Source organism: Pseudomonas sp. NUPR-002 (genome assembly GCF_056322725.1).
The window spans coordinates 4,130,974-4,153,096 of sequence record NZ_CM150476.1 but is presented as its reverse complement, the minus strand read 5'-3'; the positions used below and the strand labels follow the sequence as shown (position 1 = coordinate 4,153,096).

Below are 22,123 nucleotides of genomic sequence, written 5' to 3'. Positions count from 1 at the left end.
TTCTTCAAGCCTAGTCGCGGGAGGCGCGCACGCCCAGTCGGGCCTGTTACAAATGATTGCGCAAGGCTGCAGCAGTCCTCAGTACACCCAGACCTCAACGCGGCGATTACGAATCCGGCCTTCTTCGGCCGTGTTGGCCGCCACCGGCAACTCGTCACCCAAACCAATGACCTCGCGCAGCGTCACCCCTTGCCTGGCCAGTTCCCGACGCACCGCCATGGCGCGCAGGCGTGAGAGCAGGGCAGCGCGCTCGGTGTCCTGTTTGGCATCACCAAATCCGACCAGTACTGCACCTCGCTCCAGCTTGTTGTGCTGGCGCAGGAAGTCGACCACCCGTTGCACGTCGCGCAGTGCCTTGCTGTCGAGGCTGGCCTGACCTTCCTGGAAACGGAAATTCACCGACAAGCGCTGGGCATCGCGCACCAGCGCCCGGTAGGGCAACGGCATGTCGTCAGTGGCGGGTACTTTGACGGCGTGAACCTGCTGCCCGACAAAGCCACTGCCGGTCACTATGGCTTGGCCCTTGGGGCTTTGCGCGAACTCCACCAGCGTCCGCGCCCACGGTGTGGCCTGGGTAGGTGACAGATAGAAGTACAGGCGCCGTGCCAGTGGATAGTCTTCGCTGGCTACCAATGTCGGGCTCGGCAACATGGGCCGTGAAGCACCGTCGGCGATGGCCAGCACCTTCGCACCATGCACCGAGGCCAGACTGCTGAAGCCAATGGCCTGGCGGTCGGTCAGCACTTGCTGGGCCAGTTGCTCGCCAGACTCGAAGCGTCGAGCCGAAGCGGCCAGGGTCTGGCCGAACGCATCAAGCACCAGCGCCTTGAAGGTTTCAAAGGTGCCTGAACGGTCATCGCGGGCGTACAGGTGGATAGGCCCGCTACCCAGGCCCAGTGCTTCCCAACGGGTGATGTGGCCCGCAAAAATCTGCGCCAGTTGCTGGGTACTCAATTGCGGCAGCGGGTTGTCCGGATGAACGATGACCGCCACACCGTCCAGGCCGATGACTTGTTCGGCAGTTGCGCTGTTCATATCGCCCAAGGCGTGAAGGTCGCTCAGCTCGCTGGCCTTGATCGGCCGCGAGGCAGCGGCCAGGTCGGCCTGACCGTTCTTCAGGGCGGCGAAGCCGGTACTTGAGCCGTGGGCGGCGATGTCGACGCGCACTGGCTGGCCCTGGGCATCGACAGCACGGACCTGGACTTCATTGGCCGTGTCGGTGGTGATGATCGATACCGCGCTGGCACCTTGCGCCTCCAGCATGCCCTTGACCAAGGCTGGCGCCAGCGCCGCACCGATGGTGTTAGAACCTTGAATACGCAGTTGTACAGGCGTGTCAGTAGCGGCCCAGACAAAGAACGGCAGCAGACACAGAAACACTAAGCTGAGGTGGCGGAACATGCCGGCAGGCACTCATCGGGCAAAGGATGTGCCGCAGATTAAGACGGTTGGATGACCGTAAGATGACAGCCGGATCGCAATCGCGGGGCAAGCCCGCTCCTACAGGTTACATCTGTAGGAGCGGGCTTGCCCCGCGATACGCTGTCGCAGATCAGGCCAGTTCCAACCAGATCGGCGCGTGATCGGAAGGTTTTTCCATGGCGCGCAGGTCGTAATCGACCCCGGCGTCTTTAATGCGCGGCAGTAGCGCCTGCGAGGCCATGATCAAGTCGATACGCAGGCCACGCTTGGGCTCATCTTCAAACCCACGGCTGCGGTAGTCGAACCAGCTGAAGCGGTCGGCAACCTCCGGGTGCAGGTGGCGGAAACTATCAACCAGGCCCCAGCTCTTGAGGCGCGCCATCCACTCACGCTCTTCCGGCAAGAAACTGCATTTGCCGGTTTTGAGCCAGCGCTTGGCATTGTCGGCACCGATGCCGATGTCACTGTCTTCAGGGGAAATATTGACATCGCCCATGACGATCAGCGGCTGGTCATTGTTGAACTGAGTTTCCAGCAACGCTTGAAGGTCACTGTAAAAGCGCTGCTTGGCCGGGAATTTGGTCGGGTGGTCGCGGCTTTCACCTTGCGGGAAGTAACCATTCATGATGGTGATCGGTGTACCGTTTGCATCGGCAAAGGTGCCCCAGATAAAACGGCGCTGGGCGTCTTCTTCATCGGAGGCAAAGCCTTTGTGCAGGCTCAACGGCGCCTGGCGTGACAGCAAGGCAACGCCGTAGTGGCCTTTCTGGCCATGAAAGTGCACGTGGTAGCCCAGTGCCTGAACCTCTGCCAACGGAAACTGATCGTCGCTGACTTTGGTTTCCTGCAAGCCAATCACGTCCGGCTGGTGCTTGTCGATCAACGCCGCCAACTGATGGGGCCGGGCGCGCAGGCCATTGATGTTGAACGAGACGATCTTCATGGCAAACACAGTCCTGGTAAAACCTGGAATCCTAGCCGACATCGCAGGCCGCGGCCAGCGTGGCGCGCCTGGGCATAGGCTGCTAACGTGGACCTCGAGGTGAACGCTGGCGCGCGGTTCAGCTCAAAGGCAATGAATGCCCATTTGTGGAGGTGTGTCAGTATGACCGAATCGACGGCTGTCCCGGCTCAGGTCCGTCTGCTCGATGGTGGCTATGGCCGCGAGGCGCGTTCGTTGTTGTATCACGCCTATCGGCATGAACCGACCTTCGCTTTTTTGTTCGAAGCCCAGCGCCCAGGTTACGACCAGCGCATCCGTGCCACGGTACGCGAGCTGACCAATCAACATTTTCTTCAGGAGCTGCCGGCGTTGGGGCTGCTGATCGAAGAGCGGCTGGTTGGCATCGCCCTGATCGCGCCGCCGCAGCGTCGTCTGGGCATTACTGAAAGTTGGGCCTGGCGCATGCGCATGGTGCTGACCACCGGTTTTCGCTGCACCCGGCGCTACCTCGATTATCAAGCCGCCTTGATGGCCTGCCTGCCGGATGACGCGGTGCATGTGTTACCGCTGCTGGGGATCCACCCAGAGTTTCAAGGCCAGCACTTTGGTGAACAATTGCTGCAAGCGGTGCATGACTGGTGTGCCGAAGACGAGCATTCCCAAGGTGTCGTGCTAGATACCGGAAACGAACACTACCTGGCGTTTTATCAGCGACAGGGTTACCAGGAAATTGGAGAAATTGCGGTAGGGCCTGTTCGCGAGCACGTGTTCTTTCACCCCAACCCCCAGTCATCGCAACGTGCATCGGCCATGTCTGTATAACAGGCGGGAGAGCCTCGGACTCCATGATGACGCCCGGCTCTGGTAGCATCCGCGCCTATGACGTATTCAGGACGATTCACCTGCGGTTTGATTCTATGGGTTGCCAGTGTTGCCGCGTATGCGCAGAGCGAGCTGGTGGTACGAATCAAACCTGCCAACAACGAACTCAAGGCCAATGTCGAGGGCTATATCGGCAGCCTTGGTAAACGCGATGAAGAGGCGCTGCTGCGCTTCAGCCGTGGTGCTGTCGAGCAGGCGCGCAAGGCCGCTCAGGCGCTGGGTTACTACCAGGCGCAGATTGAAACCGAGGTCAAACCGCCGGCCAAGGCTGATAAAGCACCGCAGTTGATCCTCACCATCGACCCCGGCGAACCCGTGCACCTGCGCGACGTGACGATTCGCATCGAGGGGCCGGCCAGCGAGCTCAAAGCGTTTCGTATACCTAACAGCAAAGCACTGCGCTCAGGCGAAGTACTCAACCATGGTCACTACGACGACGCCAAACGCCTGATTCAGAATCAGGCGGCGCGCTACGGTTTTTTCAGTGGGCGTTTTGTCCGCCAGCGCCTGGCGGTTGATCCCCAGGCCGGCGTTGCCGACATTGAATTGGTGTACGACAGTGGCCCGCGCTATTACCTGGGCAAGGTCAGTTTCGCAGGCGATACACCATTCGATGAAACCCTGCTGCAACGCATGGTCCCGTTCAAGGCCGACACGCCCTATGACTCCGAACTGATTGCCGAACTCAACAATGCGCTGCAGTCGAGCGGCTACTTTGAAGGCGTACGCGTCGATGCCGCACCGACCGCAGCCGTGGCACAAACCATCCCCGTAGCGGTGCAGCTGCAAACCCGCAAGCCACGCACCATGGGCCTGGGCCTGGGCTTTTCGACCGACGTCGGGCCGCGCGGCAAGGCCAACTGGACGCGGCATTGGGTCAACCCGCAAGGCCATAGCTACGGCTGGGAAACCGAACTGTCGGCACCGCGTCAGAACGTTGGCGTGTGGTATGACATTCCGCTTGATCCACCGCTGACCGACAAGTTTCGTTTTGCCGGTGGCTACCAGAACGAAGAAATTGCCGGCACTGATACCTTGAGTAAGCTGCTCACCGTCGGGCCGGAATGGCACAGCAAGCTGCCCAGCGGCTGGCAACGTGTGCTGTCGCTCAAGTACCAGCGAGAGGAGTATCGCCTGGGTGATGATTCGGGTTTGAGCAACCTGTTGATGCCAGGGGTCAGTTACTCCTACCTGCGTAGTGACAACCGCATCGACCCGCACAACGGTTACCGTCTGCAGTTCGATGTGCAGGCGGCCAAAGAAGGGCTGGTGTCAGACACTAACCTGTTGCACGCCAATGTGGTGCTCAAGGGCCTGACCACCTTGGCTCAGAAGCATCGTTTTCTTGGGCGCGTGCAGGTTGGCGGCAGCGCCACCAATGACTACCAGAGTTCGATTCCACCGTCACTGCGCTTCTTTGCCGGTGGTGATCAGAGCGTACGCGGCTACGACTACCAGAGTCTGTCGCCGGAAAATTCCGACGGCGACCGCATCGGTGGCCGCTATCTGGTGGCTGGTAGCGTTGAGTACCAGTACGAGGTGGTCGAGAAGTGGCGGGTAGCAACCTTTGTCGACCAGGGTAATTCATTCAATAACCTGGAGTTCCCCAGCCTCAAGACCGGTGTCGGCATTGGCGTGCGCTGGGTCTCTCCAGTCGGGCCACTGCGTCTGGATCTGGCCCATGCGCTGGATGACGACGGCGGCTTTCGTCTGCACTTCTCCATGGGGCCGGAACTGTGAGTCGCGTTTTCAGAAATATCCTCCTCAGTGTGCTGGCTCTGCTGCTGATCGTGTTGTGCGTTCTGGCATGGTTGCTGGGGACTCAGGCAGGCAGCCGTTGGGCCTTGGGGTTGGTCCCGGGCCTGCAGGTTGAACAGTTCCAGGGGCGCCTGGGCGGCCAGTGGCAGGCCGAGCGTGTGCTGTGGGAGCAGGGCGCTGATCGGGTCGAACTGGTTGCACCGCAGTTTGGCTGGTCACCTTCTTGCCTGGTGCGCATGACCTTGTGCATCGAGCGCCTGCAGGCCGACCAGGTCAACCTTGCCTTCGCCCCCGGTGAACCCACGCCCGACAGTGGGCCGATACAACTCCCTGCGCTGAAATTGCCGTTGGCGATCGAGCTGGGTGAGGTACGCATCGGTCACCTGCGCCTGGATGGCAATGAGCAACTGAGTCAGTTGCAACTGGCGGCCCATTGGACGGTCGCGGGTTTGCAGATCGACAGTCTGCAATTGCAGCGCGATGACCTGCACTTGAGCCTGCAAGGCCTGTTGCAGCCTGAAGGGGGTTGGCCACTGCAATTGCAGGGGCAGTTGCAGTTGCCCAAGGTCGATGGCCAGGACTGGCAGCTGGCGTTAACGCTGAACGGCGAGCTACAGAACACCTTGAAACTCGCGGCCAACAGCAGTGGGTATCTGAATGCTCGGCTCAGTGCTGAGCTGCAAGCCTTGGCCGAGCAGTTGCCCGCCACGCTACAGATCAGTGCCCAGGCGTTCAAACCGGCAGCCGACCTGCCCGACACGCTGCAATTGAATAACCTTGAACTCAGTGCCAAGGGCAACCTGCAAAGCGGTTACCAGTTGCTCGGCTCGGCAAGCCTGCCTGCCGAAAAAGGTCCGGTCGCATTGAACCTGCAGGGCAAGGTTGACGCCAAGGGCGCGCAACTGAGCGCCCTGGACCTGAGCGCCAGCCCCGAGCAGCGCCTCAAGCTCACCGCCAATGCCGATTGGCAGCAAGGCCTGAATGCGGACGCGACGGTCGATTGGCTGGACTTTCCCTGGCAGCATTTGTACCCGCTTGAGCAGGCGCCTCAGGTAACGTTGCGGCGTTTCAACGGCCAGGTGCACTACCGCGATGGCAACTATCAGGGTGAATTCAACGGCGACCTCGATGGTCCGGCCGGTGCCTTCAGCCTGAGCAGCCCATTCAAGGGTGACCTGCAGCAGATCGCCTTGCCGCAACTGGCGGTCAACGCTGGGCAAGGCAAGCTGGCCGGCAGTGTCAGTGTGCAATTTGCCGATACGCTGGCCTGGGACGCGGCCCTTGAACTGTCGGCGCTGAACCCGGCGTATTGGCTTGCCGAGTTGCCGGGTACGCTGGCCGGCCCGCTACGTAGCAAGGGGCAGATAAAGAACGACGAACTCAGCCTTGAGGCCAACCTTGATCTCAAGGGCCGCCTGCGTGGCCAACCCGCGGTGCTCAAGGCGGTCGCCCAGGGAGCTGGGCAAGCCTGGACCCTCGGCACCCTGGACATTCGCCTGGGTGACAACCACATCAACGGCAGTGGCAGCGTGCAACAGCGCCTGGCCGGACAGCTGGACCTCAACCTGCCACGTCTGGGCCAGCTCTGGCCGCATCTACAGGGTCAGCTCAACGGCAAGCTGGACGTCAGCGGTACGTTACAGGCACCGCAAGGCACCCTGACCTTGCAGGGGCAGCGATTGGCCCAGGCCGACAACCATGTACAGCGCCTGGCACTGGAGGCCCGCCTCGACAATGCCCAGCGCGCAGTCATCGATCTGCAAGCCAGCGGTATTCGTCTGGGCGACACGCTACTGGGCGAACTCACGGCCAAAGGCCGTGGCGATATCCGTCAGCAGCAGTTGCAGTTGGCCCTGGATGGGCCGCAACTCAAGCTCGACCTGGGCCTGGATGGGCAACTGGACAAGGGCAATTGGCGTGGGCAGCTGGCCAGCGGTCAGATCCAGGCCGGCGGCCAGGACTGGCGGTTGCAGGCACCGGCAAAACTCCAGCGTCTGGCCTCGGGGCAATTGGACTTCGGCGCCCATTGCTGGCGCTCCGGGCAAGCCAGCCTGTGCGGTGAAGACCAGCGCCTGGCCCCCGAGCCGCGCCTGCGCTATCACCTCAAGCAATTCCCGCTGCAAAGCCTGGCGCAGTGGCTACCCAAGGATTTCGCCTGGCAGGGCCTGCTCAACGCTGATATCAACCTGGATCTACCGGCCAGTGGGCCCAAGGGCAGCATTGTCGTCGATGCCAGTGGCGGCACCCTGCGCCTGCGGGAAAAGGACCAGTGGCTGGACTTTCCCTATCAGACCCTGCGCCTGGAAAGCACCCTGGCACCGCGGCGAATTGATACCCGTCTGAATTTCCGTGGCACAGGCCTGGGTGAGCTGGCGGTGGTCACCCGGCTTGACCCGGTGGCCCGTAACAAGCCGCTCAGTGGAGATTTCCGCCTGAGCGGGCTGGATATCGCCATCGCTCGCCCGTTTGCGCCGATGGTCGAGCGCCTGGCTGGTCAATTGAACGGTAGTGGGCAGTTGTCTGGCACCTTGTTGTCACCACAGGTCTCCGGCAACTTGCAGCTGAGCGGCGGTGAGGTTTCCGGCGCAGAGTTACCCATCAGCCTGCAAGACCTCAACCTGCAGGCACTGATTGCCGGCGAGCAGGTGCAGATCAATGGCGCCTGGAAAAGCGGAGACGCCGGTCAGGGTAGTCTGCGCGGGCAGATTGGCTGGGGCCCGGCGCTGGCGGTCGATCTGCACCTGCAGGGACAACGCCTGCCGGTGACCGTCGAGCCCTATGCAAACCTGGAAGTGGCGCCGGACCTGAAAATCAGCGTGCAGAACGACAAGCTGGCGGTGACCGGCAAGGTTCGGGTGCCCAAGGGCAAGATTACCGTGCGCGAACTACCGCCATCGACGGTCAAGGTGTCGGATGACACCGTGATCATCGGCCATCAGACCGAAGAGGGCAAAGCGCCGATGGCGGTGGCCATGGACATCGATGTTGAGGTCGGTCAGGACAAGCTGTCGTTCAGTGGTTTTGGATTGACCGCCAACTTGCTCGGCCATGTGCACATCGGCGACAACCTCGATACCCGTGGTGAACTGAGCCTGGCCGATGGTCGTTATCGTGCGTACGGGCAGCGCCTGACCATTCGGCGCGCGCGACTGCTGTTCGCCGGGCCGATCGACCAGCCGTATCTGGATATCGAAGCGATCCGCCAGACGGACGACGTGATTGCCGGTATCCGTCTCAGTGGCAGCGCCGAGCAACCGACCACCCAGGTGTTTTCCGAGCCGGCCATGAGCCAGGAGCAGGCGTTGTCCTATCTGGTGCTGGGGCGTCCTTTGGGGGCTACGGGTGAAGACAACAACATGCTCGCCGAAGCAGCCCTCGGACTGGGGCTTGCCACCAGCGCCGGGGTCACCGGGAGCCTGGCTTCGAGCCTGGGCATCGACGATTTCCAGCTCGATACGCAAGGCAGCGGCAACAGCACGAGTGTAGTGGCCAGCGGTAATCTGACAGAACGCTTGAGCTTGCGTTATGGCGTGGGGGTGTTTGAGCCGGTCAACACGGTTGCCTTGCGCTACAAACTGAGCAAGAAAGTCTATCTGGAAGCTGCCAGCGGTCTGGCAAGCTCCCTGGATATTTTCTATAAGCGCGATTTTTGAGGCGCCTCAGCGGTGGACGGCGGCAGCTTCGACTGGTTCGTTGCTGTCGCCCGCAGGGGACGGCTGATCAGGCAATGGTCGCGGGTTGATCAGGTTGGTGTATTCCTCGATCAGGCGATTGAGCGCTTCAGGTGGCTCGCAGGCTTGGAACTGCATGCGGATCTGCACCTCATCGGGATCACGGCCATCGCCGTTTCGCTTGTTCTGGCCACCTACGGTGACATAGAAACGCTCGCGCTTGAGGCTGTTGTTATCCTCAGCGGTCTCAGTGTTGTTGATGCGTACTGAGAGGTCGACCTGCATGCGCTCCAGCGCCAAGCCTCTGGGCGACACCAGCGCAATCAGCGGCACCCTCAGGGTGTGCTGCTCGCCCATTGACACCTCAACCATTTTGGCTTTCATCGGCGCGCCCAGCTGCTGGGCGTCATAGTCGAAAAACTGGTCGAAGAGCTGAATGTATTGCTGGGCGATCAAATTGTTGGTGGCGGCAGCGGCCTCTTGCAGGCCGCGGGTAATGTCGCACAAATCGCTAGCGGTGATGGGGGCGGTTTTCGAGGAACGATCATCCAAGTGTGCACACTCCTGGTGGTTCTAGCTCAAGGCCTCTCCTGGAAAGAAAGGCCCTGTTTGCCAGCAATAAGGCAGTAAAAAAAGCAGGAATCAGGATTGAGCTTCTGTGTCCGGCATGGCCAAGGGCGACTCGGGCAGTGCGTCGAGGTTCTGCGCGGTGGTATCGGCCATGACCACTGGTTTGCTCGAAGCCTCGATGAGGAGGTCGATCACGCGCATCAAGGCTTCTGGTGGGTCCTGACGGCGAACTTTGGTGTTGAAGGCATAGCGTGCGCGAGTATCGGTTTTACGCGTTTGGGTGGATTTGTGACTGACTTGCCCTTTGACTTCGAGCTTGAGCGCCTCCCAGCCCAATGAAGCGGCAAGACTTGCTTCTCCGGCCGTCTCGGAGATGCGTTCGGCTTGCTGACTGATGGTCAGCTCAAACTCGACGGTACCTTCTTCCATCACAATGTTGGGGTGGGTAATCGCTGCGAGCAGCGGGATCTGTATCTTTTTGGCAACAGTACCCTTGTAGACGCCTTGCCCATCGGTGATGGTTTCGTCGTAGTCGAACTGAATGGCGACAGCCTTTCCATCCTGAACGCAGACACCCATCAGGAAGTCGGCGTACGACTTGCTCGCCGAAATCTGAGCCTGGATCATCGCTTGCAACGGCCCGGAAATCATCCGGTCCAGGGGCAGGGCATTCATCACCGAGCCGATCAAACTGTTATCGATTGTTGCCATGAGAAAACTCCCTGTATAGAGCGCACATCAGTGTGCGAATCATTCTTTGGGCGAGGGGATTATCGGTTCAAGGGTTCAGGCTCCTGTGCGTGCAGGATTCCTGGCGGCGAATGTTGCCGATTTGACGCAAGCTCAAACCGTACTTGTTGGCCAGCATGCTGCGAGACTGGCCTTCTGCACTTTCTTGTTGAATCTGTTGATTACGTAGTTGGCGCAGGAAATGGTCGACCTTGGGGATCTCCAGGGCCATACCGGCGAAACGTTTGATCAACGCGTCCAGCGCCGCCTCTGGCAGTACTTGGGCCAGTGCGGTGCGTTCCCGGTGTTTGGGGATATATTTGGGGCGGCCACCGAAGGCGAGGGTCAAGTTGTAGGCGTTTTCAATGCCGAGGCATTCGATCAGCATTTGCAGTGAATGGGGCAGTTGCTGGGTGTCGATTCGTTTGAGGTCGCACAGTTCCATGGTGACTTCCTTGTAGGGAGTGGCTAGACACCTTCATGGTTGAACATTCGGGCCCCTGGTAACAGGCAGCAAGCGCGGCGGGGGTGGTGGGCATCGGGTATATGGTTTGTAGGCAGCGTGGTTCGCTTAAATAGGAAATCCATGGCCATAAGTGCGTAAGCCCTTGAGTCTGCGCTTCAGGTAGCTGTGAGAAGTGTTCATGCATGGGCAAACCATGCTCACTGGCAGGGACGTGCCAGCAGCAAGCTGATCTGGCCAAGATAGGGGCCGGGTCGATGCGCGGCGTGTTTCGGCAGCGTGCGCCAGTCAACCCAGATACAGATGGCGTTGAGGTCATGCTGCGCCTGCTTGCCTACAATCTGTGGCGAAAAATCCCGCCGATATAGCACCTGGGTCTGCTTGAGCGCTTGGGTTTGATCGGGGTTTGAAACGGTCAGGGCTGCCGCTTTGATGAGCGCGTCAGATGGCAGGCTAAAGTAGGGGGCGGTTGATTGCTTCTGCAGGTGTCCGGCCTGGCGGGAGCGATGCCAGAGTTGTTGCCATTGGCTCGCACCGGCCTGTTCGACCAGTTGCTTGCCCAAGGCCTGGTGTTGTTCGGGAGAAAGCTCCGCGGTGGAGAGCGCGTGGGCCTGAAGGCTCACCAGCAAGGTGATGGCGGTTGCCAGTTGGCGCAGAAACATGGCGATCTTCCGTTCGTCAGAGGGCAAAGCCCGGAACGCCATGTTTTCAAGCACGAGGTCGTAGCAAAAGGAGGAAATTGTCCGCTTGCGGCAAGGTCACGTTGTATGATGCGCACGGGCCGTTTCGGCCCTCACCCCGATGTTGCAAGGAAATATCCATGACTCAAGGTCAACGCCTGAAATATTCCATTCTGATCTCCCTGCTGGTGCTGGGGATCATGCTCGGTCTGTCTTACCTGCAAAAGCAGGGGACGATCAGTGAGCAAGTGTTCCAGTACATCGCTATTGCGGTGGCCATTGCGGTCGTGGTGATCAATGGCATCATGCGGCGCAAAGTGAAGATGTGAGCTGATCTGCGCGGCCGGCAGCCTGGCCGGCCATGCGCTTAGCGTGGGTAGGTTTGTTCCAGAATGCTACGGGCCTCGGGGTTGAGGCTGTAGCACTTGTCGTTGCCCATGCTGATCACGCCCTCGACACACAGGCGCTTGAGCACTTCGCGCACACTGAGAAACGACAGTGGAATATCCAGCTGCTCAAGCTGGCTATGTACGCCGCGTACACCGATGCTACGCCCGCTGCGGTCGGCCATGTGCAAGGCATCGATGACTTTCAGGCGGATCAGGCTGGTACGCAGCCCATATGACCTGAGCAGTTCACGAATATGCTCATTGCCCGGGCGTTCGTTGTCGCTGTTCGCGGCTTTTACGCTCAGCGCCTGCCGGGCTTTGCGTTCCGGGCGATTGGCAATCGCAAGCTGTTGCTGGTTGTACATGTGAACACTCCCTTTCGTGGTCAGTCCTGTTACCGAATTATTGTTCCCTACACCCTATAAGACGAATGAGCGTCGAAAAACTGCAGTACCTGGCGAAAAAATTATCGAACCACTCAGGTAAAGACGTATCGGGCCCGCATTTACCGTAAATTTTTCGCCTGTGCTTCGTTCAATCAGGATCAACAGTTCCCTGAACGGTGCAGGAGTATTCGTGAACAAACCCCGTCCATTGACCCGTTTCTGCCTGGCCGGGCTGCTGCTCGGCCTGAGCGTTGCTGCCCAGGCCCGGGTTGTCCCAGGTGATGCCAGTGCTGAAATCCGCCGTACCAGCTTTGGTGTGCCGCACATCCTGGCCCAGGATGAACAGGGTCTGGGATATGGCATCGGCTACGCCTATGCCCAGGACAACCTGTGCCTGTTGGCCAACGAGGTGGTTACCGTCAATGCTGAACGTTCGCGTTACTTCGGGCCTGATCAGCTCACGTTCGAGCAACGAGAGAACCTGGCCAGTGATCTGTTTTTCAGCTGGTTGAATACGCCGACTGCCGTGTTCGGCTTCTGGCAGGCGCAACCGGCGCAGGTGCGTGCGTTGCTCGAAGGCTATGCCAAGGGCTACAACCGCGCGCTGGCTGAACGCTTGGCGCAAGGTCAGGGGGCGCAGTGTCTGCAGGCTGAGTGGTTGCGGCCGATCACTACCCTGGATCTGGTCAAGTTGACCCGGCGCCTGCTGGTTGAGGGCGGGGTGGGGCAGTTTGCCGAAGCCCTGGCCAGCGCTACGCCACCCAATGCCGTGGCACCGTTGGCGCTGGACATGAGCAAGGCGCAAGCGCGGCAGAATAACTTCGCCCTAGAGCGTGGCAGCAATGCCGTGGCCGTTGGCAGTGAACGCTCAGCCACGGGCCAGGGCATGCTGCTGGCGAACCCGCATTTCCCCTGGGCTGGCGGCATGCGTTTTTACCAGATGCAACTGACGGTTCCCGGCAAACTGAATGTCATGGGCGCGGCGCTGCCGGGCTTGCCGTTGATCAATATCGGTTTCAACCGGCATCTGGCCTGGACCCATACGGTGGATACCTCCAAGCACTTCACCCTGTATCGGCTTGAGCTTGATCCCAAGGCCCCGACCCGCTACCTGCTCGACGGCAAGTCGCACGCCATGAAACAGCAGCGTCTGACCGTGATGGTCAAAGGCGAGGATGGCAAGCTCACAGCGGTCAATCGCGATGTCTACAGTTCAGTCTTCGGCCCAGTGGTGCAATGGCCCGGGCGCCTGGACTGGAACGCCCATTACGCGTTCAGCTTGCGTGATGCCAACCTCGACAACACCCGCGTACTGCAACAGTGGTACAGCATGAACCAGGCAGACAGCCTGCAGGCATTGCAGGGTTCGGTGCAGCGTTTGCAAGGCATTCCCTGGGTCAACACCCTGGCTGTGGACGCCAAGGGGCAAACCTTGTACTTGAACCAGTCGGTGGTGCCGTTTGTGGATGCCGATTTGCTCAAGCAGTGCAGCGATCCGGCGGCCGGGCAAGAACTGATTGTCCTCGACGGCTCGCGCAGCGCCTGCAACTGGAAGGTTGACTCACGTGCGGCGCAAGCCGGTATCTTCCCTGCCCAGTTGCAACCAAGCCTGAGCCGGCGCGATTTTATTCAGCACTCCAACGACTCGGCCTGGATGGTCAACCCCGCGCATCCTCTGCGTGGCTATTCGCCGTTGATCAGCCTTGAAGACCAGCCCTTGGGGCCGCGCAGCCGCTTTGCCCTGCAACGCTTGAGTGGCGATGACAAGCTGACCGGGGCCGATCTGCAGCGAATGGTCATGGATAACCAGGTTTATCTGGCGCAGTTGTTGATGCCGGACGTGTCGCAGTGGTGTGCTGAACAACCCGCAGACTCACCCGTGACCGCCGTGTGCAGCAGTTTGAAGGCCTGGAATTTGCGCGCTGATCTGGACAGTGGCATCGGCCTGGTGCATTTCCAGAACCTGCTTGAACACCTGCTTGAACGCCCGGATATCTGGCGGGTCGCCTTCGACCCGAACGACCCGCAGCACACCCCGCGTGGCTTGGCATTCGAGCGGGCTGAAGTCGGCGCAGCCTTGCATGACGCGGCCCAGGCTTCATTGGCGGCAGTGCAGCAGGCCGGGCTGGCTGCCGATGCGCAGTGGGGGCAAGTCCAGCACGCTGCCGATGGCACGCCGATCCATGGCGGGCCGGCCAGCTTGGGGGTGTATAACGCGATCCAGAGTGTACCGACGGCACCCGGAAAGCGCCTGGTGGTCAGTGGTACCAGTTACTTGCAGTTGGTGACCTTTGATGCCAAGGGGCCGCAAGCCAAAGGGCTGTTGGCTTTTTCGGAGTCCAGCGATGCCGATTCGGCGCATGCCAGCGACCAGACCAAGGCTTTCTCGGCTAAGCAGTGGCATACCATTCCGTTCACTGAGGCGCAGATCAAGGCGGATCCGCAGTATCGGGTGCAGCGGATTCAGGAAAATAGTGTGCCCTGATTGTAAATCGCTTCGCGGGGCAAGCCCGCTCCTACCGTGGGAGCGGGCTTGCCCCGCGATGCGATCAGTGCACCAGCTCGCGCAACAACAAGCCAAACGCCAGGTCAACCTGCTCAGGAATCGGCAGGTACACCGTATGCCCATCCCCCGGCGCCACCTCAATGGCCGCCCCCTGGCGATCGCGCAACTGGTGCAGGTCGAAGTGATAGTTGCCGCGCGGGGTCATCAACTCCAGATGATCACCCAGGGCAAAGCGGTTCTTGACCCGCACTTCGGCCAGGCCATCGACGCGCTCGCCGGTCAGTTCACCGACGAACTGCTGGCGTTCGGACACTGAATTGCCGCGCTGATAGTTTTGATACTCATCATGCACATGACGACGCAGGAAGCCTTCGGTGTACCCGCGTTGGGCCAACGACTCTAGGTTGAGCATCAGGCTGCGGTCGAACTCGCGGCCAGCCACGGCATCATCGATGGCCTGGCGGTAAACCTGGGTGGTGCGCGCGCAATAGAAGTGCGACTTGGTCCGACCTTCGACCTTCAGTGAGTGCACGCCCATGCGGGTCAAGCGCTCTACATGCTGGACGGCCCGCAGGTCTTTGGCATTCATGATGTAGGTGCCGTGTTCATCCTCGAAGGCGGGCATGTCTTCGTCTGGACGGCTGCTTTCCTGCAACAGGAACACCTGGTCGGTGGGCGCGCCGACCCCCAGGGTGGGCTGCACTTCGCGCACGATATCGCCGCTGGCATCTTCCACCGCCGCCGTGGCGCTGTATTTCCAGCGGCAGGCATTGGTGCAGCTGCCCTGGTTGGCGTCGCGGCGGTTGAGGTAACCCGATAGCAGGCAGCGGCCGGAGTAGGCCATGCACAGCGCGCCATGCACGAACACTTCCAGTTCCATGGACGGCACTTGCTGGCGAATTTCCTCGATCTCTTCCAGCGACAGTTCACGGGACAGGATCACCCGGGTCAGCCCCTGGCTGCGCCAGAATTCGACACTGGCCCAGTTCACCGTGTTGGCCTGCACCGACAGGTGAATGGGCATGTGCGGGAAGTGCTGGCGAACCAGCATGATCAGCCCCGGGTCAGACATGATCAGCGCATCGGGCGCCATCTCGATGACCGGCGCCAGGTCTTTGAGGAAGGTTTTCAGCTTGGCGTTGTGTGGCGCAATGTTCACCACCACGTAGAAGCGTTTGCCCTGCGCCTGGGCTTCTTTGATGCCCAGGGCCAGGTTGGCGTGGTCGAACTCGTTGTTACGTACGCGCAGGCTGTAGCGCGGTTGCCCGGCATAAACGGCATCGGCGCCGTAGGCAAAGGCGTAGCGCATGTTCTTCAGGGTGCCGGCAGGGGCGAGTAATTCAGGTTTGGCGAGCGAAGTCATTTTAGGTCGCGGCAAAAGGCGCGGATGCTAACGATTATTCCTGGCTGGGCGATTGACCTGCATCAACGTTATGCATTCGCAGCCCGTTAGCGTGCACTGCGCCAATACGCTGCGTTTTCTGATTTTTATAAAGAAAATCAGTGCTTTGATATCAAATAACGATTATTGAGGAGTGTTGTAAAGCCGCTCATCGGACACTGGTCGGGTTCGTAACGTGGGCATGATCGCACTGTGATCAGCCACACAGGTGTTACTCCATAAGGACCTGATGAATGTCGCAGCACGTTAGCTTGCCCGCTCACCGCCAGCCGCAATGCAGGACCTGCAGCCTTGCGCAGGTTTGCCTGCCCGGTTCAGTGGGCCACGAAGAAATCGACGTACTCGATGCCATGGTCAAACACGGTCGCACACTGAAAAAAGACGACTTCCTGTTTCGCCAAGGTGAACCTTTCAACTCTATTTATTCCATCCGCTCCGGGGTATTGAAGTCCGTTGCCCTCAGTGCCGACGGGGAAGAAAAAATCATCGGAATTCATTTGCCGGGTGAGCTGATCGGCTTGTCCGGCATGGACACCGACGCTTACCCGGTGTCGGTTCAGGCCCTGGAAAGCAGCCATGTCTGCGAGCTGCCTTTCGGACCACTCGACGAGCTGCTGATCCGCTTGCCGCAAGTACGGCGCCACCTGATCCGGGCGATGAGCCGCGAGATCCGCAGTACCCAACAAATGACCCGCCTGCTGTCGACCAAGGCCGCTGATGTGCGGGTTGTGGCGTTACTGGTCAACCTCTCGGCACGTTTTCACACCTTGGGCCACTCGGCCAATCAGTTGAACTTAAGTATTTCTCGAAACGAGATCGGCAACTACCTGGGCCTGGCGTCAGAAACGGTGTCCCGGGTGCTGACTCGCCTCAAGCAAAACGGGTTGATTGAGGTCGATGGCAAAGAGGTTCGCATCGTTGACCTGATACCTGGCAGCCGCGCCTGCAACCCCGACCATAGTGGGCTCAGCCTGCATTGAGGAGCACAGATGACGTTGACGGTATCGCTTGGACCGTGGTCCATCAGCCACGCGACGCCTACCGGCGCATACGCAACCGGCCCGACTTGTTACTCGTTGATTGAAAAGTCGTGCAGCGACACTACCTACCAGTGGGACTGGAAGGGGCAAAGCCTGGCGGGGGTGAGTAACTGCACCTACCTGTTTGAGGATCTGCAAACGCGTAAATCGATAACCTGGAGCAACAGCGCGAGCCAGAACAGCTGGTACAACGTGTCGTCAACTGACGGGGAACAAGGGCAAGAAGCCCCGGTTTATGTGCCTGTCGAACTGACGGCCACTTTCAGCTGGGAACCTGACGAAGTCAGGCAGCCAGCACCGGGCCTGCCGCCTCCCAACGATCGATTACTGGTAAAAGCGCTGGATAGCACTTCAATAGGGATATAGCGCTGCTATAACGGCACTTTTGGCCCTGTGCTGCGCACTAACGTTGACAACCCCAACGGAGTGCCTATGAGCGAGACCGCCCGGCAGCACAAGGCCCTGCACCTGTTACTGGCGTTGGTCACCATCGCCTTTGTATGGATCCTGTTGCCTTTTTATGGCGCGGTGTTCTGGGCGGTCATCCTCGCCATTCTCTTCGCCCCCTTGCAGCGCCGTCTGTTGTTGCGCCTGAGTTGGCGGCGCAATCTGGCCGCCGGCGTGACGCTGCTGACTTGTCTGCTGATTGCCATCTTGCCGGTGATCGTCATCAGCACTTTGCTGGTACAGGAAGGCGCGGCGCTGTACAAAAATATTGAAAGCGGCCAACTGGACATTGCCGGTTATATCGAACGGTTCAACGACCTGCTACCGGCGTTCGCCCAGCGCGGTTTGCAGCGCATGGGAATGGCGGACCTGGAAGGGCTGCGCGAAGCGATCAGCAAGGGCGCGATGCAGGGCAGCCAGTTCTTTGCCAGCCAAGCGTTCAGCTTCGGCCAGGGCACCTTCGAATTTCTGGTGAGCTTTGCCGTCATGCTCTACCTGCTGTTTTTCTTTCTGCGCGATGGCGCTGAACTGGCACGCAAAGTACGCACCGCGCTGCCGTTGGCCGAACAGCAAAAACGCCGCTTGCAGTTGAAGTTCAACCGGGTGGTACGGGCTACGGTCAAAGGCAACCTGGTGGTGGCGGTAACACAGGGAGCACTGGGCGGCATCATCTTTTGGGTGCTGGGCATTCCCAGTCCGCTGGTTTGGGCGGTGCTGATGGGATTCTTGTCGCTACTTCCGGCGGTTGGGGCGGGTGTTGTCTGGGCGCCCGTGGCCATTTACTTCCTGCTCGTCGGGACCGTCTGGAAAGGCGTGGTGCTGACGGCCTTCGGTGTGCTGGTCATCGGCCTGGTTGATAACCTGTTGCGGCCGATATTGGTGGGCAAAGACACGAAAATGCCCGATTACCTGATCCTGATATCGACCCTCGGTGGTCTGGCCGTGTTCGGCCTCAACGGCTTTGTCATCGGGCCGTTGATCGCCGCGCTGTTCATGTCCAGCTGGGCGATCTTCGTCTCGACTAAACCCAAGGTGCAGTTGCCCGATTAGCGGAAGCTGTAGGACACGCCTGCGTAAACTCCGAACCCTTCACCAGGCGTCGAGCGGGCGATGTCCTGGCCGTTGTCGTTATAGCCCGGTGTCACCGTGGCGGCATAGCGCTTGTTGGTCAGGTTGCGCAGGTCGAGCCAGGTTTGCCAGTCCTGCTTGGGGGCGTTGTAGCCCAGGGTGGCGCCGAGCAAGGCATAGGGATCGGCGTGATAGCTGTTGGCGTAGTCGACTTGGACCTTGGACGCCATTTGCGTGTTGATCCCGGCGAAAAAGCCACTCGGCAGGTCGAAGCGCAGTTCGGCCTGGTAGTAATGCATCGGAATACCCGGCAGGCGGTTGTCGCCGAAGGTATCGTCGTCGCGGTAATGGAAGTCGCTGAAGGTGTAAGCCTGGCGCAGCGACAGCTTGCCGACTGCAGCTCGTTCCCAGAGCAGGCTGTCCAGTCCGGCTTCGACGCCCTGGTGGACGGTGGGGCTGGCGTTGAATTCTTTGGCGGGCAGGCCTTGCACGATCTCCACGGCCAGCAGTTCATGACGCACGTTGGAGTAGTACCAGGCCAGGTCCCAACGGCCGATAAGCGACTCGCCGCGTGCACCCAGCTCAAGGGTGGTTGCGGTCTGGTTCTGCATCTCGATCGGCTGAGTGGCGTTGGTCGAGCTCCATATCAGCGACCACGGGTGCGGCGGCTCGACCGAGCGGCTCAGGTTGCCATACACCTGCAGTCCGGGATTGATGTCATAATGCAGCCCGAGACGCGGTGCGTAGTCCCAGTCATGCTGGCTGACCTTGCCCCCGTTGGCCGGAAAGCTCACCTCGCTTTCGCGGCGGGTGTAAATCATCGCCAGGCCGCTGGTCAGCCACAGGTTGGGCACCAGTTCGAGTTCGTTACCGATATGTGCAACGTTGTCCGAGCCTTGATAACTGAAGTCTCGGCTCCGGGCGCCGGTGATGTCGTTTGTCCGGGCAAACTGCGAAGCCCCGCTGTTGGGCAGGTGCTTGGTGGAACGCCAGCCCACCGTCGTTTTGCTTTCGTGGCCGAGCAGGGTGTCAGTACGGAAATAATTCAGTGTGCCGCTAACGTCGGTGTAAGCGACCTTGAGTCGCATCGGGCCCTCGCGCAGGTCCATCGGGTAGTCGTGGTAGACCAGCCCGGCTTCCAGGCGTGCGTCGTCGCTCAGGTAGAATGTGGTCTTGTTGCCCACCCAGGTGCTGCCCGGTTGCGGGCGGCTATCATCCCGGGCCAGGTACGCCGGGTTGGCATCGCGTGGATGGTGCTTGATCTGCTCTTTGGTCAGGCGCCCGGCCAGTTCATTTTCGGTTTCCCGGTAGCGCAGGTAGAAGCGGGTTTCCAGGTTCGGGTTGACGCGATAACCGACATTGGCGGCGATACCTTTACTGCTGCCGCTGCTGTGTTCCTGATAACCGTCGTATTCAGAGTCGGTCAGGGCCACGTAGTAATCCAGATCCCCCAATATCTGGCCCGAGCTGATCTGACGCTTGGCATACCCACGGCTGCCCAGCTCATAACGCAGCTGCAGCGGCGCGGCATCATGGCCGGTATGGGTGATGTAATCGATCGCACCGCCCAAGGCCAGGGAGCCGCGGTCAAAACCATTGGCGCCGCGTAGCACTTCCGCGCGGCTCAGCCACAGCGGTTCGAACAGCTCATAAGGCGTACCGCCCGGGCCGGTCAGTGGCAGGCCGTCGAACATCGTGTACACGCCCGAACCGTGGGCGCCGGGCGCGCGGTTGATGCCGGAGCCGCGGATCGACAGCTTGATCCCGTCGTTGCCGGCGGACTGGGCAAAAACACCCGGTTGATAGGCGAGTACGTCCTGGTTGCTGGCGACCCGACCTTGCTCGACCCGCTGCATGTCCACCAGGTTGGTGGCACCGGGCACCTGACTCAGGCGTTCACGGGCATCTTGCAGCTCGCTTTGCTCGGTTTCCTGAATCAGTACTTGGCCAAGTTCAATGCCGTCGCTGGCCTGGACGGAGGCGGTGCAAGAGATCAACAGAGCGAGGGACGAGCGGGGTAGGGTGGGACGCATCAAACGGGTTCCGGGACAGTGAGCGGGTATCAGACGTCACAACTACCAGACGAAGCACAGTCACAGAAATCTACCGTAGGAGCGGGCTTGCCCCGCGAAGCAGGCACTGCGGTGAATGGCACGGGCTTCGCCCGTGTTCGCGGGGCAAGCCCGCTCCCACAGGCGGAGCAAGACGGTATCCCCCACAGGCGGGGCAAGACAGTTGGTCCCACAAAAACAAAACACCCCGCCGAAGCGGGGTGTTGGTTATTGCCAGGTCGATCAGCCGATCAACTGCAATCCAGCGTGCTGAACCATGTCCAGCAACGGCTGCGGGTACACACCCAGCACGAAGGCGAGGATGGCGATGGCCAGCAGCATGACGCCACCGGTACGCTGTTCCCAGTTCAGCGGGGCATCGTGACGACGCAGGTTTGGCTCGATCAGGAACAGGGTCACCATGACGCGCAGGTAGTAGAACACGCCGATGGCACTACCGATCACCAGCGCACCCACCAGCCACCACAGCTGCGACTCGACACCGGTGGCGATGATGTAGAACTTGCCGATGAAGCCTGCAGTCAACGGGATACCAGCCAGCGACAGCATCATCACGGTCAGTACCGCGGTCAGGTACGGACGGCGCCAGAACAGGCCGCGGTACTCGTACAGTGCGTCAGCGTCACGGCCGTTGTACGGCGAGGACATCAGGGTGATTACGCCGAACGCGCCGAGGCTGGTGATCACGTAAGTGACCAGGTACACGCCAATGGCTTCAACGGCCAGGCCTTTGCTCGCCACCAGGGCGATCAGCAGGTAGCCGAAGTGGGCGATCGAGGAGTAACCCAGCAGACGCTTGAGGTTGCTCTGGGTCAGGGCCAGCAGGTTACCGATCAGGATCGAAGCAACCGCAATCACCGACAGTACGGTGGTAAGCACGCCGCTGCTGGCAGCAGGGGAGAGCATGAACAGGCGTACGACAACGGCGAATACAGCCACCTTGCTGGCGGTAGCCAGGAAGGCTGCAACCGGTGCCGGAGCACCTTCGTAAACGTCTGGGGTCCACAGGTGGAACGGTACCAGCGACAGTTTGAACGCCAGGCCAACCAGCATCATGCCCAGGCCCAGTTGTGCCAGCAGGCTTGGCATGTTGGTGGCGGCCAGGGCCTTGCCAATACCGTCGAAGCTCAGGCTGCCGGCATCGGCGTACAGCAGGGCCATACCGAACAGCAGGAACGCGGAACCGGCGGCCGACAGCACCATGTACTTGATGCCAGCTTCCAGCGAACGCTTGTTGAAGAAGGCATAAGCAACCAGGCCATAGACCGGAACCGAAAGCAGCTCCAGACCGATGAACAAGCCCGCCAGGTGCTGCGCGCTGACCAGTACCAAGCCACCGAGGGCGGCCAGCAGGATCAGCAGGTACAGTTCTTCGCGGTTGCCCGGGTAGCCTTTGCCGCCATCACCCAGGTACGCATGGGCGAGGGTAACGCAGGCCAGGGTGGCCACCAGGATCAGCGCCATGTACAGGCAGGCGAACTTGTCGATGGTCAGCAGCGGGGTGACCGCCAGGGGCACAACTTTCAGAACTGGCAAGATCGACAGCAGGGCCAGGTTCAGGCCTACGGTCGACAGCAGGAAGGTTTGCGAGTGGTTGCGGCGCCAGGCGATGGCCAGCATCACCACGACAATGGTGAGACTGGTAATCAGCAGCGGCGCAAGCGCGATAAAGTGTTGAATCGTCAGGTCCATAGC

Annotated in this window: 18 protein-coding genes; 8 read left to right on the top strand and 10 right to left on the bottom strand. The window is 60.3% G+C overall.

Features of this window, described 5'->3' with window-relative positions; genetic code table 11:
- Positions 1–78: 78 nt before the first annotated feature.
- Positions 79–1,401: a substrate-binding domain-containing protein gene (locus ACVWSC_RS18885; RefSeq protein WP_442108616.1), complete on the bottom strand. Its 1,323-nt coding sequence runs from the start codon at positions 1,399–1,401 to the stop codon at positions 79–81.
- A 151-nt stretch (positions 1,402–1,552) separates the two neighbouring features.
- Positions 1,553–2,365, bottom strand: a complete 813-nt coding sequence (gene xthA / locus ACVWSC_RS18880) for an exodeoxyribonuclease III (RefSeq protein ID WP_442108614.1) — start codon at positions 2,363–2,365, stop codon at positions 1,553–1,555.
- A 162-nt stretch (positions 2,366–2,527) separates the two neighbouring features.
- Between xthA and ACVWSC_RS18875 the strand changes: the two genes are divergently transcribed.
- From ACVWSC_RS18875 to ACVWSC_RS18865, 3 genes are read left to right on the top strand one after another with little or no spacing between them, the layout of a single operon-like run.
- Positions 2,528–3,187 carry a GNAT family N-acetyltransferase gene (locus ACVWSC_RS18875; RefSeq protein ID WP_442108612.1) on the top strand — a complete coding sequence of 220 codons (660 nt, stop codon included), beginning with the start codon at positions 2,528–2,530 and terminating at the stop codon, positions 3,185–3,187.
- 57 nt (positions 3,188–3,244) lie between these two features.
- A complete protein-coding gene (locus ACVWSC_RS18870; RefSeq protein WP_442108610.1) occupies positions 3,245–4,987 on the top strand; it encodes an autotransporter assembly complex protein TamA in 1,743 nt (580 codons plus the stop codon).
- A gap of 17 nt (positions 4,988–5,004) precedes the next feature.
- A complete protein-coding gene (locus ACVWSC_RS18865; RefSeq protein WP_442114330.1) occupies positions 5,005–8,658 on the top strand; it encodes a translocation/assembly module TamB domain-containing protein in 3,654 nt (1,217 codons plus the stop codon).
- Between the two features lie 6 nt (positions 8,659–8,664).
- Here ACVWSC_RS18865 and ACVWSC_RS18860 read toward each other — a convergent pair whose 3' ends face one another.
- The 4 genes from ACVWSC_RS18860 to ACVWSC_RS18845 form a co-directional block, all read right to left on the bottom strand.
- Entirely contained in the window at positions 8,665–9,198 is a 534-nt protein-coding gene (locus tag ACVWSC_RS18860) for a DUF2589 domain-containing protein (RefSeq protein WP_442114329.1), read from the bottom strand.
- A gap of 120 nt (positions 9,199–9,318) precedes the next feature.
- Positions 9,319–9,957, bottom strand: a complete 639-nt coding sequence (locus tag ACVWSC_RS18855; RefSeq protein ID WP_442108609.1) for a DUF2589 domain-containing protein — start codon at positions 9,955–9,957, stop codon at positions 9,319–9,321.
- A 67-nt stretch (positions 9,958–10,024) separates the two neighbouring features.
- The gene (locus ACVWSC_RS18850; protein ID WP_442108607.1) at positions 10,025–10,420 is read right to left on the bottom strand and encodes a Mor transcription activator family protein; all 396 of its coding nucleotides are present in this window, start codon (positions 10,418–10,420) and stop codon (positions 10,025–10,027) included.
- 218 nt (positions 10,421–10,638) lie between these two features.
- Complete coding sequence (locus ACVWSC_RS18845; RefSeq protein WP_442108605.1) at positions 10,639–11,100, bottom strand: hypothetical protein; 462 nt, start codon at positions 11,098–11,100, stop codon at positions 10,639–10,641.
- A gap of 158 nt (positions 11,101–11,258) precedes the next feature.
- On the opposite strand from ACVWSC_RS18845, the gene ACVWSC_RS18840 reads away from it, so the two are divergent.
- Positions 11,259–11,447: a hypothetical protein gene (locus tag ACVWSC_RS18840; protein ID WP_442108603.1), complete on the top strand. Its 189-nt coding sequence runs from the start codon at positions 11,259–11,261 to the stop codon at positions 11,445–11,447.
- 38 nt (positions 11,448–11,485) lie between these two features.
- Here ACVWSC_RS18840 and ACVWSC_RS18835 read toward each other — a convergent pair whose 3' ends face one another.
- Positions 11,486–11,872 carry a fe2+ zn2+ uptake regulation protein gene (locus ACVWSC_RS18835; RefSeq protein ID WP_442108601.1) on the bottom strand — a complete coding sequence of 129 codons (387 nt, stop codon included), beginning with the start codon at positions 11,870–11,872 and terminating at the stop codon, positions 11,486–11,488.
- Positions 11,873–12,083: 211 nt separating this feature from the next.
- On the opposite strand from ACVWSC_RS18835, the gene pvdQ reads away from it, so the two are divergent.
- A complete protein-coding gene (pvdQ, locus tag ACVWSC_RS18830; protein ID WP_442108599.1) occupies positions 12,084–14,378 on the top strand; it encodes a bifunctional acylase PvdQ in 2,295 nt (764 codons plus the stop codon).
- Between the two features lie 64 nt (positions 14,379–14,442).
- Here the strand turns inward: pvdQ and trhP are convergent, their stop codons facing one another.
- Positions 14,443–15,762 (bottom strand): prephenate-dependent tRNA uridine(34) hydroxylase TrhP, encoded by a 1,320-nt coding sequence (gene trhP / locus ACVWSC_RS18825; protein WP_442108597.1) that lies wholly within the window; start codon positions 15,760–15,762, stop codon positions 14,443–14,445.
- 272 nt (positions 15,763–16,034) lie between these two features.
- Here trhP and fnr point away from each other — a divergent pair, with 272 nt between their 5' ends.
- The 3 genes from fnr to ACVWSC_RS18810 all read left to right on the top strand — a co-directional run bounded on the left by fnr (position 16,035) and on the right by ACVWSC_RS18810 (position 18,338).
- Positions 16,035–16,781, top strand: a complete 747-nt coding sequence (fnr, locus tag ACVWSC_RS18820; RefSeq protein WP_442108595.1) for a fumarate/nitrate reduction transcriptional regulator Fnr — start codon at positions 16,035–16,037, stop codon at positions 16,779–16,781.
- Positions 16,782–16,790: 9 nt separating this feature from the next.
- Complete coding sequence (locus ACVWSC_RS18815; RefSeq protein WP_442108593.1) at positions 16,791–17,207, top strand: hypothetical protein; 417 nt, start codon at positions 16,791–16,793, stop codon at positions 17,205–17,207.
- Positions 17,208–17,273: 66 nt separating this feature from the next.
- Complete coding sequence (locus ACVWSC_RS18810; protein WP_442108591.1) at positions 17,274–18,338, top strand: AI-2E family transporter; 1,065 nt, start codon at positions 17,274–17,276, stop codon at positions 18,336–18,338.
- On the opposite strand, the gene ACVWSC_RS18805 is transcribed toward ACVWSC_RS18810, so the two are convergent.
- Both ACVWSC_RS18805 and nuoN read right to left on the bottom strand, forming a co-directional pair.
- A complete protein-coding gene (locus ACVWSC_RS18805) occupies positions 18,335–20,389 on the bottom strand; it encodes a TonB-dependent receptor family protein (protein ID WP_442108589.1) in 2,055 nt (684 codons plus the stop codon). The two genes, ACVWSC_RS18810 and ACVWSC_RS18805, sit on opposite strands and share 4 nt — an antisense overlap.
- A gap of 261 nt (positions 20,390–20,650) precedes the next feature.
- The gene (gene nuoN, locus ACVWSC_RS18800; protein WP_442108587.1) at positions 20,651–22,120 is read right to left on the bottom strand and encodes an NADH-quinone oxidoreductase subunit NuoN; all 1,470 of its coding nucleotides are present in this window, start codon (positions 22,118–22,120) and stop codon (positions 20,651–20,653) included.
- Positions 22,121–22,123: the final 3 nt, after the last annotated feature.

Excerpts from the sequence above, each read along its gene's own strand:
- ACVWSC_RS18885 (WP_442108616.1), bottom strand. The coding sequence starts at position 1,401 with ATGTTCCGCCACCTCAGCTTAGTGTTTCTGTGTCTGCTGCCGTTCTTT.
- xthA (WP_442108614.1), bottom strand. The coding sequence starts at position 2,365 with ATGAAGATCGTCTCGTTCAACATCAATGGCCTGCGCGCCCGGCCCCAT.
- ACVWSC_RS18875 (WP_442108612.1), top strand. The coding sequence starts at position 2,528 with ATGACCGAATCGACGGCTGTCCCGGCTCAGGTCCGTCTGCTCGATGGT.
- ACVWSC_RS18870 (WP_442108610.1), top strand. The coding sequence starts at position 3,245 with ATGACGTATTCAGGACGATTCACCTGCGGTTTGATTCTATGGGTTGCC.
- ACVWSC_RS18855 (WP_442108609.1), bottom strand. The coding sequence starts at position 9,957 with ATGGCAACAATCGATAACAGTTTGATCGGCTCGGTGATGAATGCCCTG.
- ACVWSC_RS18850 (WP_442108607.1), bottom strand. The coding sequence starts at position 10,420 with ATGGAACTGTGCGACCTCAAACGAATCGACACCCAGCAACTGCCCCAT.
- ACVWSC_RS18845 (WP_442108605.1), bottom strand. The coding sequence starts at position 11,100 with ATGTTTCTGCGCCAACTGGCAACCGCCATCACCTTGCTGGTGAGCCTT.
- ACVWSC_RS18840 (WP_442108603.1), top strand. The coding sequence starts at position 11,259 with ATGACTCAAGGTCAACGCCTGAAATATTCCATTCTGATCTCCCTGCTG.
- ACVWSC_RS18835 (WP_442108601.1), bottom strand. The coding sequence starts at position 11,872 with ATGTACAACCAGCAACAGCTTGCGATTGCCAATCGCCCGGAACGCAAA.
- trhP (WP_442108597.1), bottom strand. The coding sequence starts at position 15,762 with ATGACTTCGCTCGCCAAACCTGAATTACTCGCCCCTGCCGGCACCCTG.
- fnr (WP_442108595.1), top strand. The coding sequence starts at position 16,035 with ATGTCGCAGCACGTTAGCTTGCCCGCTCACCGCCAGCCGCAATGCAGG.
- ACVWSC_RS18815 (WP_442108593.1), top strand. The coding sequence starts at position 16,791 with ATGACGTTGACGGTATCGCTTGGACCGTGGTCCATCAGCCACGCGACG.
- ACVWSC_RS18810 (WP_442108591.1), top strand. The coding sequence starts at position 17,274 with ATGAGCGAGACCGCCCGGCAGCACAAGGCCCTGCACCTGTTACTGGCG.
- ACVWSC_RS18805 (WP_442108589.1), bottom strand. The coding sequence starts at position 20,389 with ATGCGTCCCACCCTACCCCGCTCGTCCCTCGCTCTGTTGATCTCTTGC.
- nuoN (WP_442108587.1), bottom strand. The coding sequence starts at position 22,120 with ATGGACCTGACGATTCAACACTTTATCGCGCTTGCGCCGCTGCTGATT.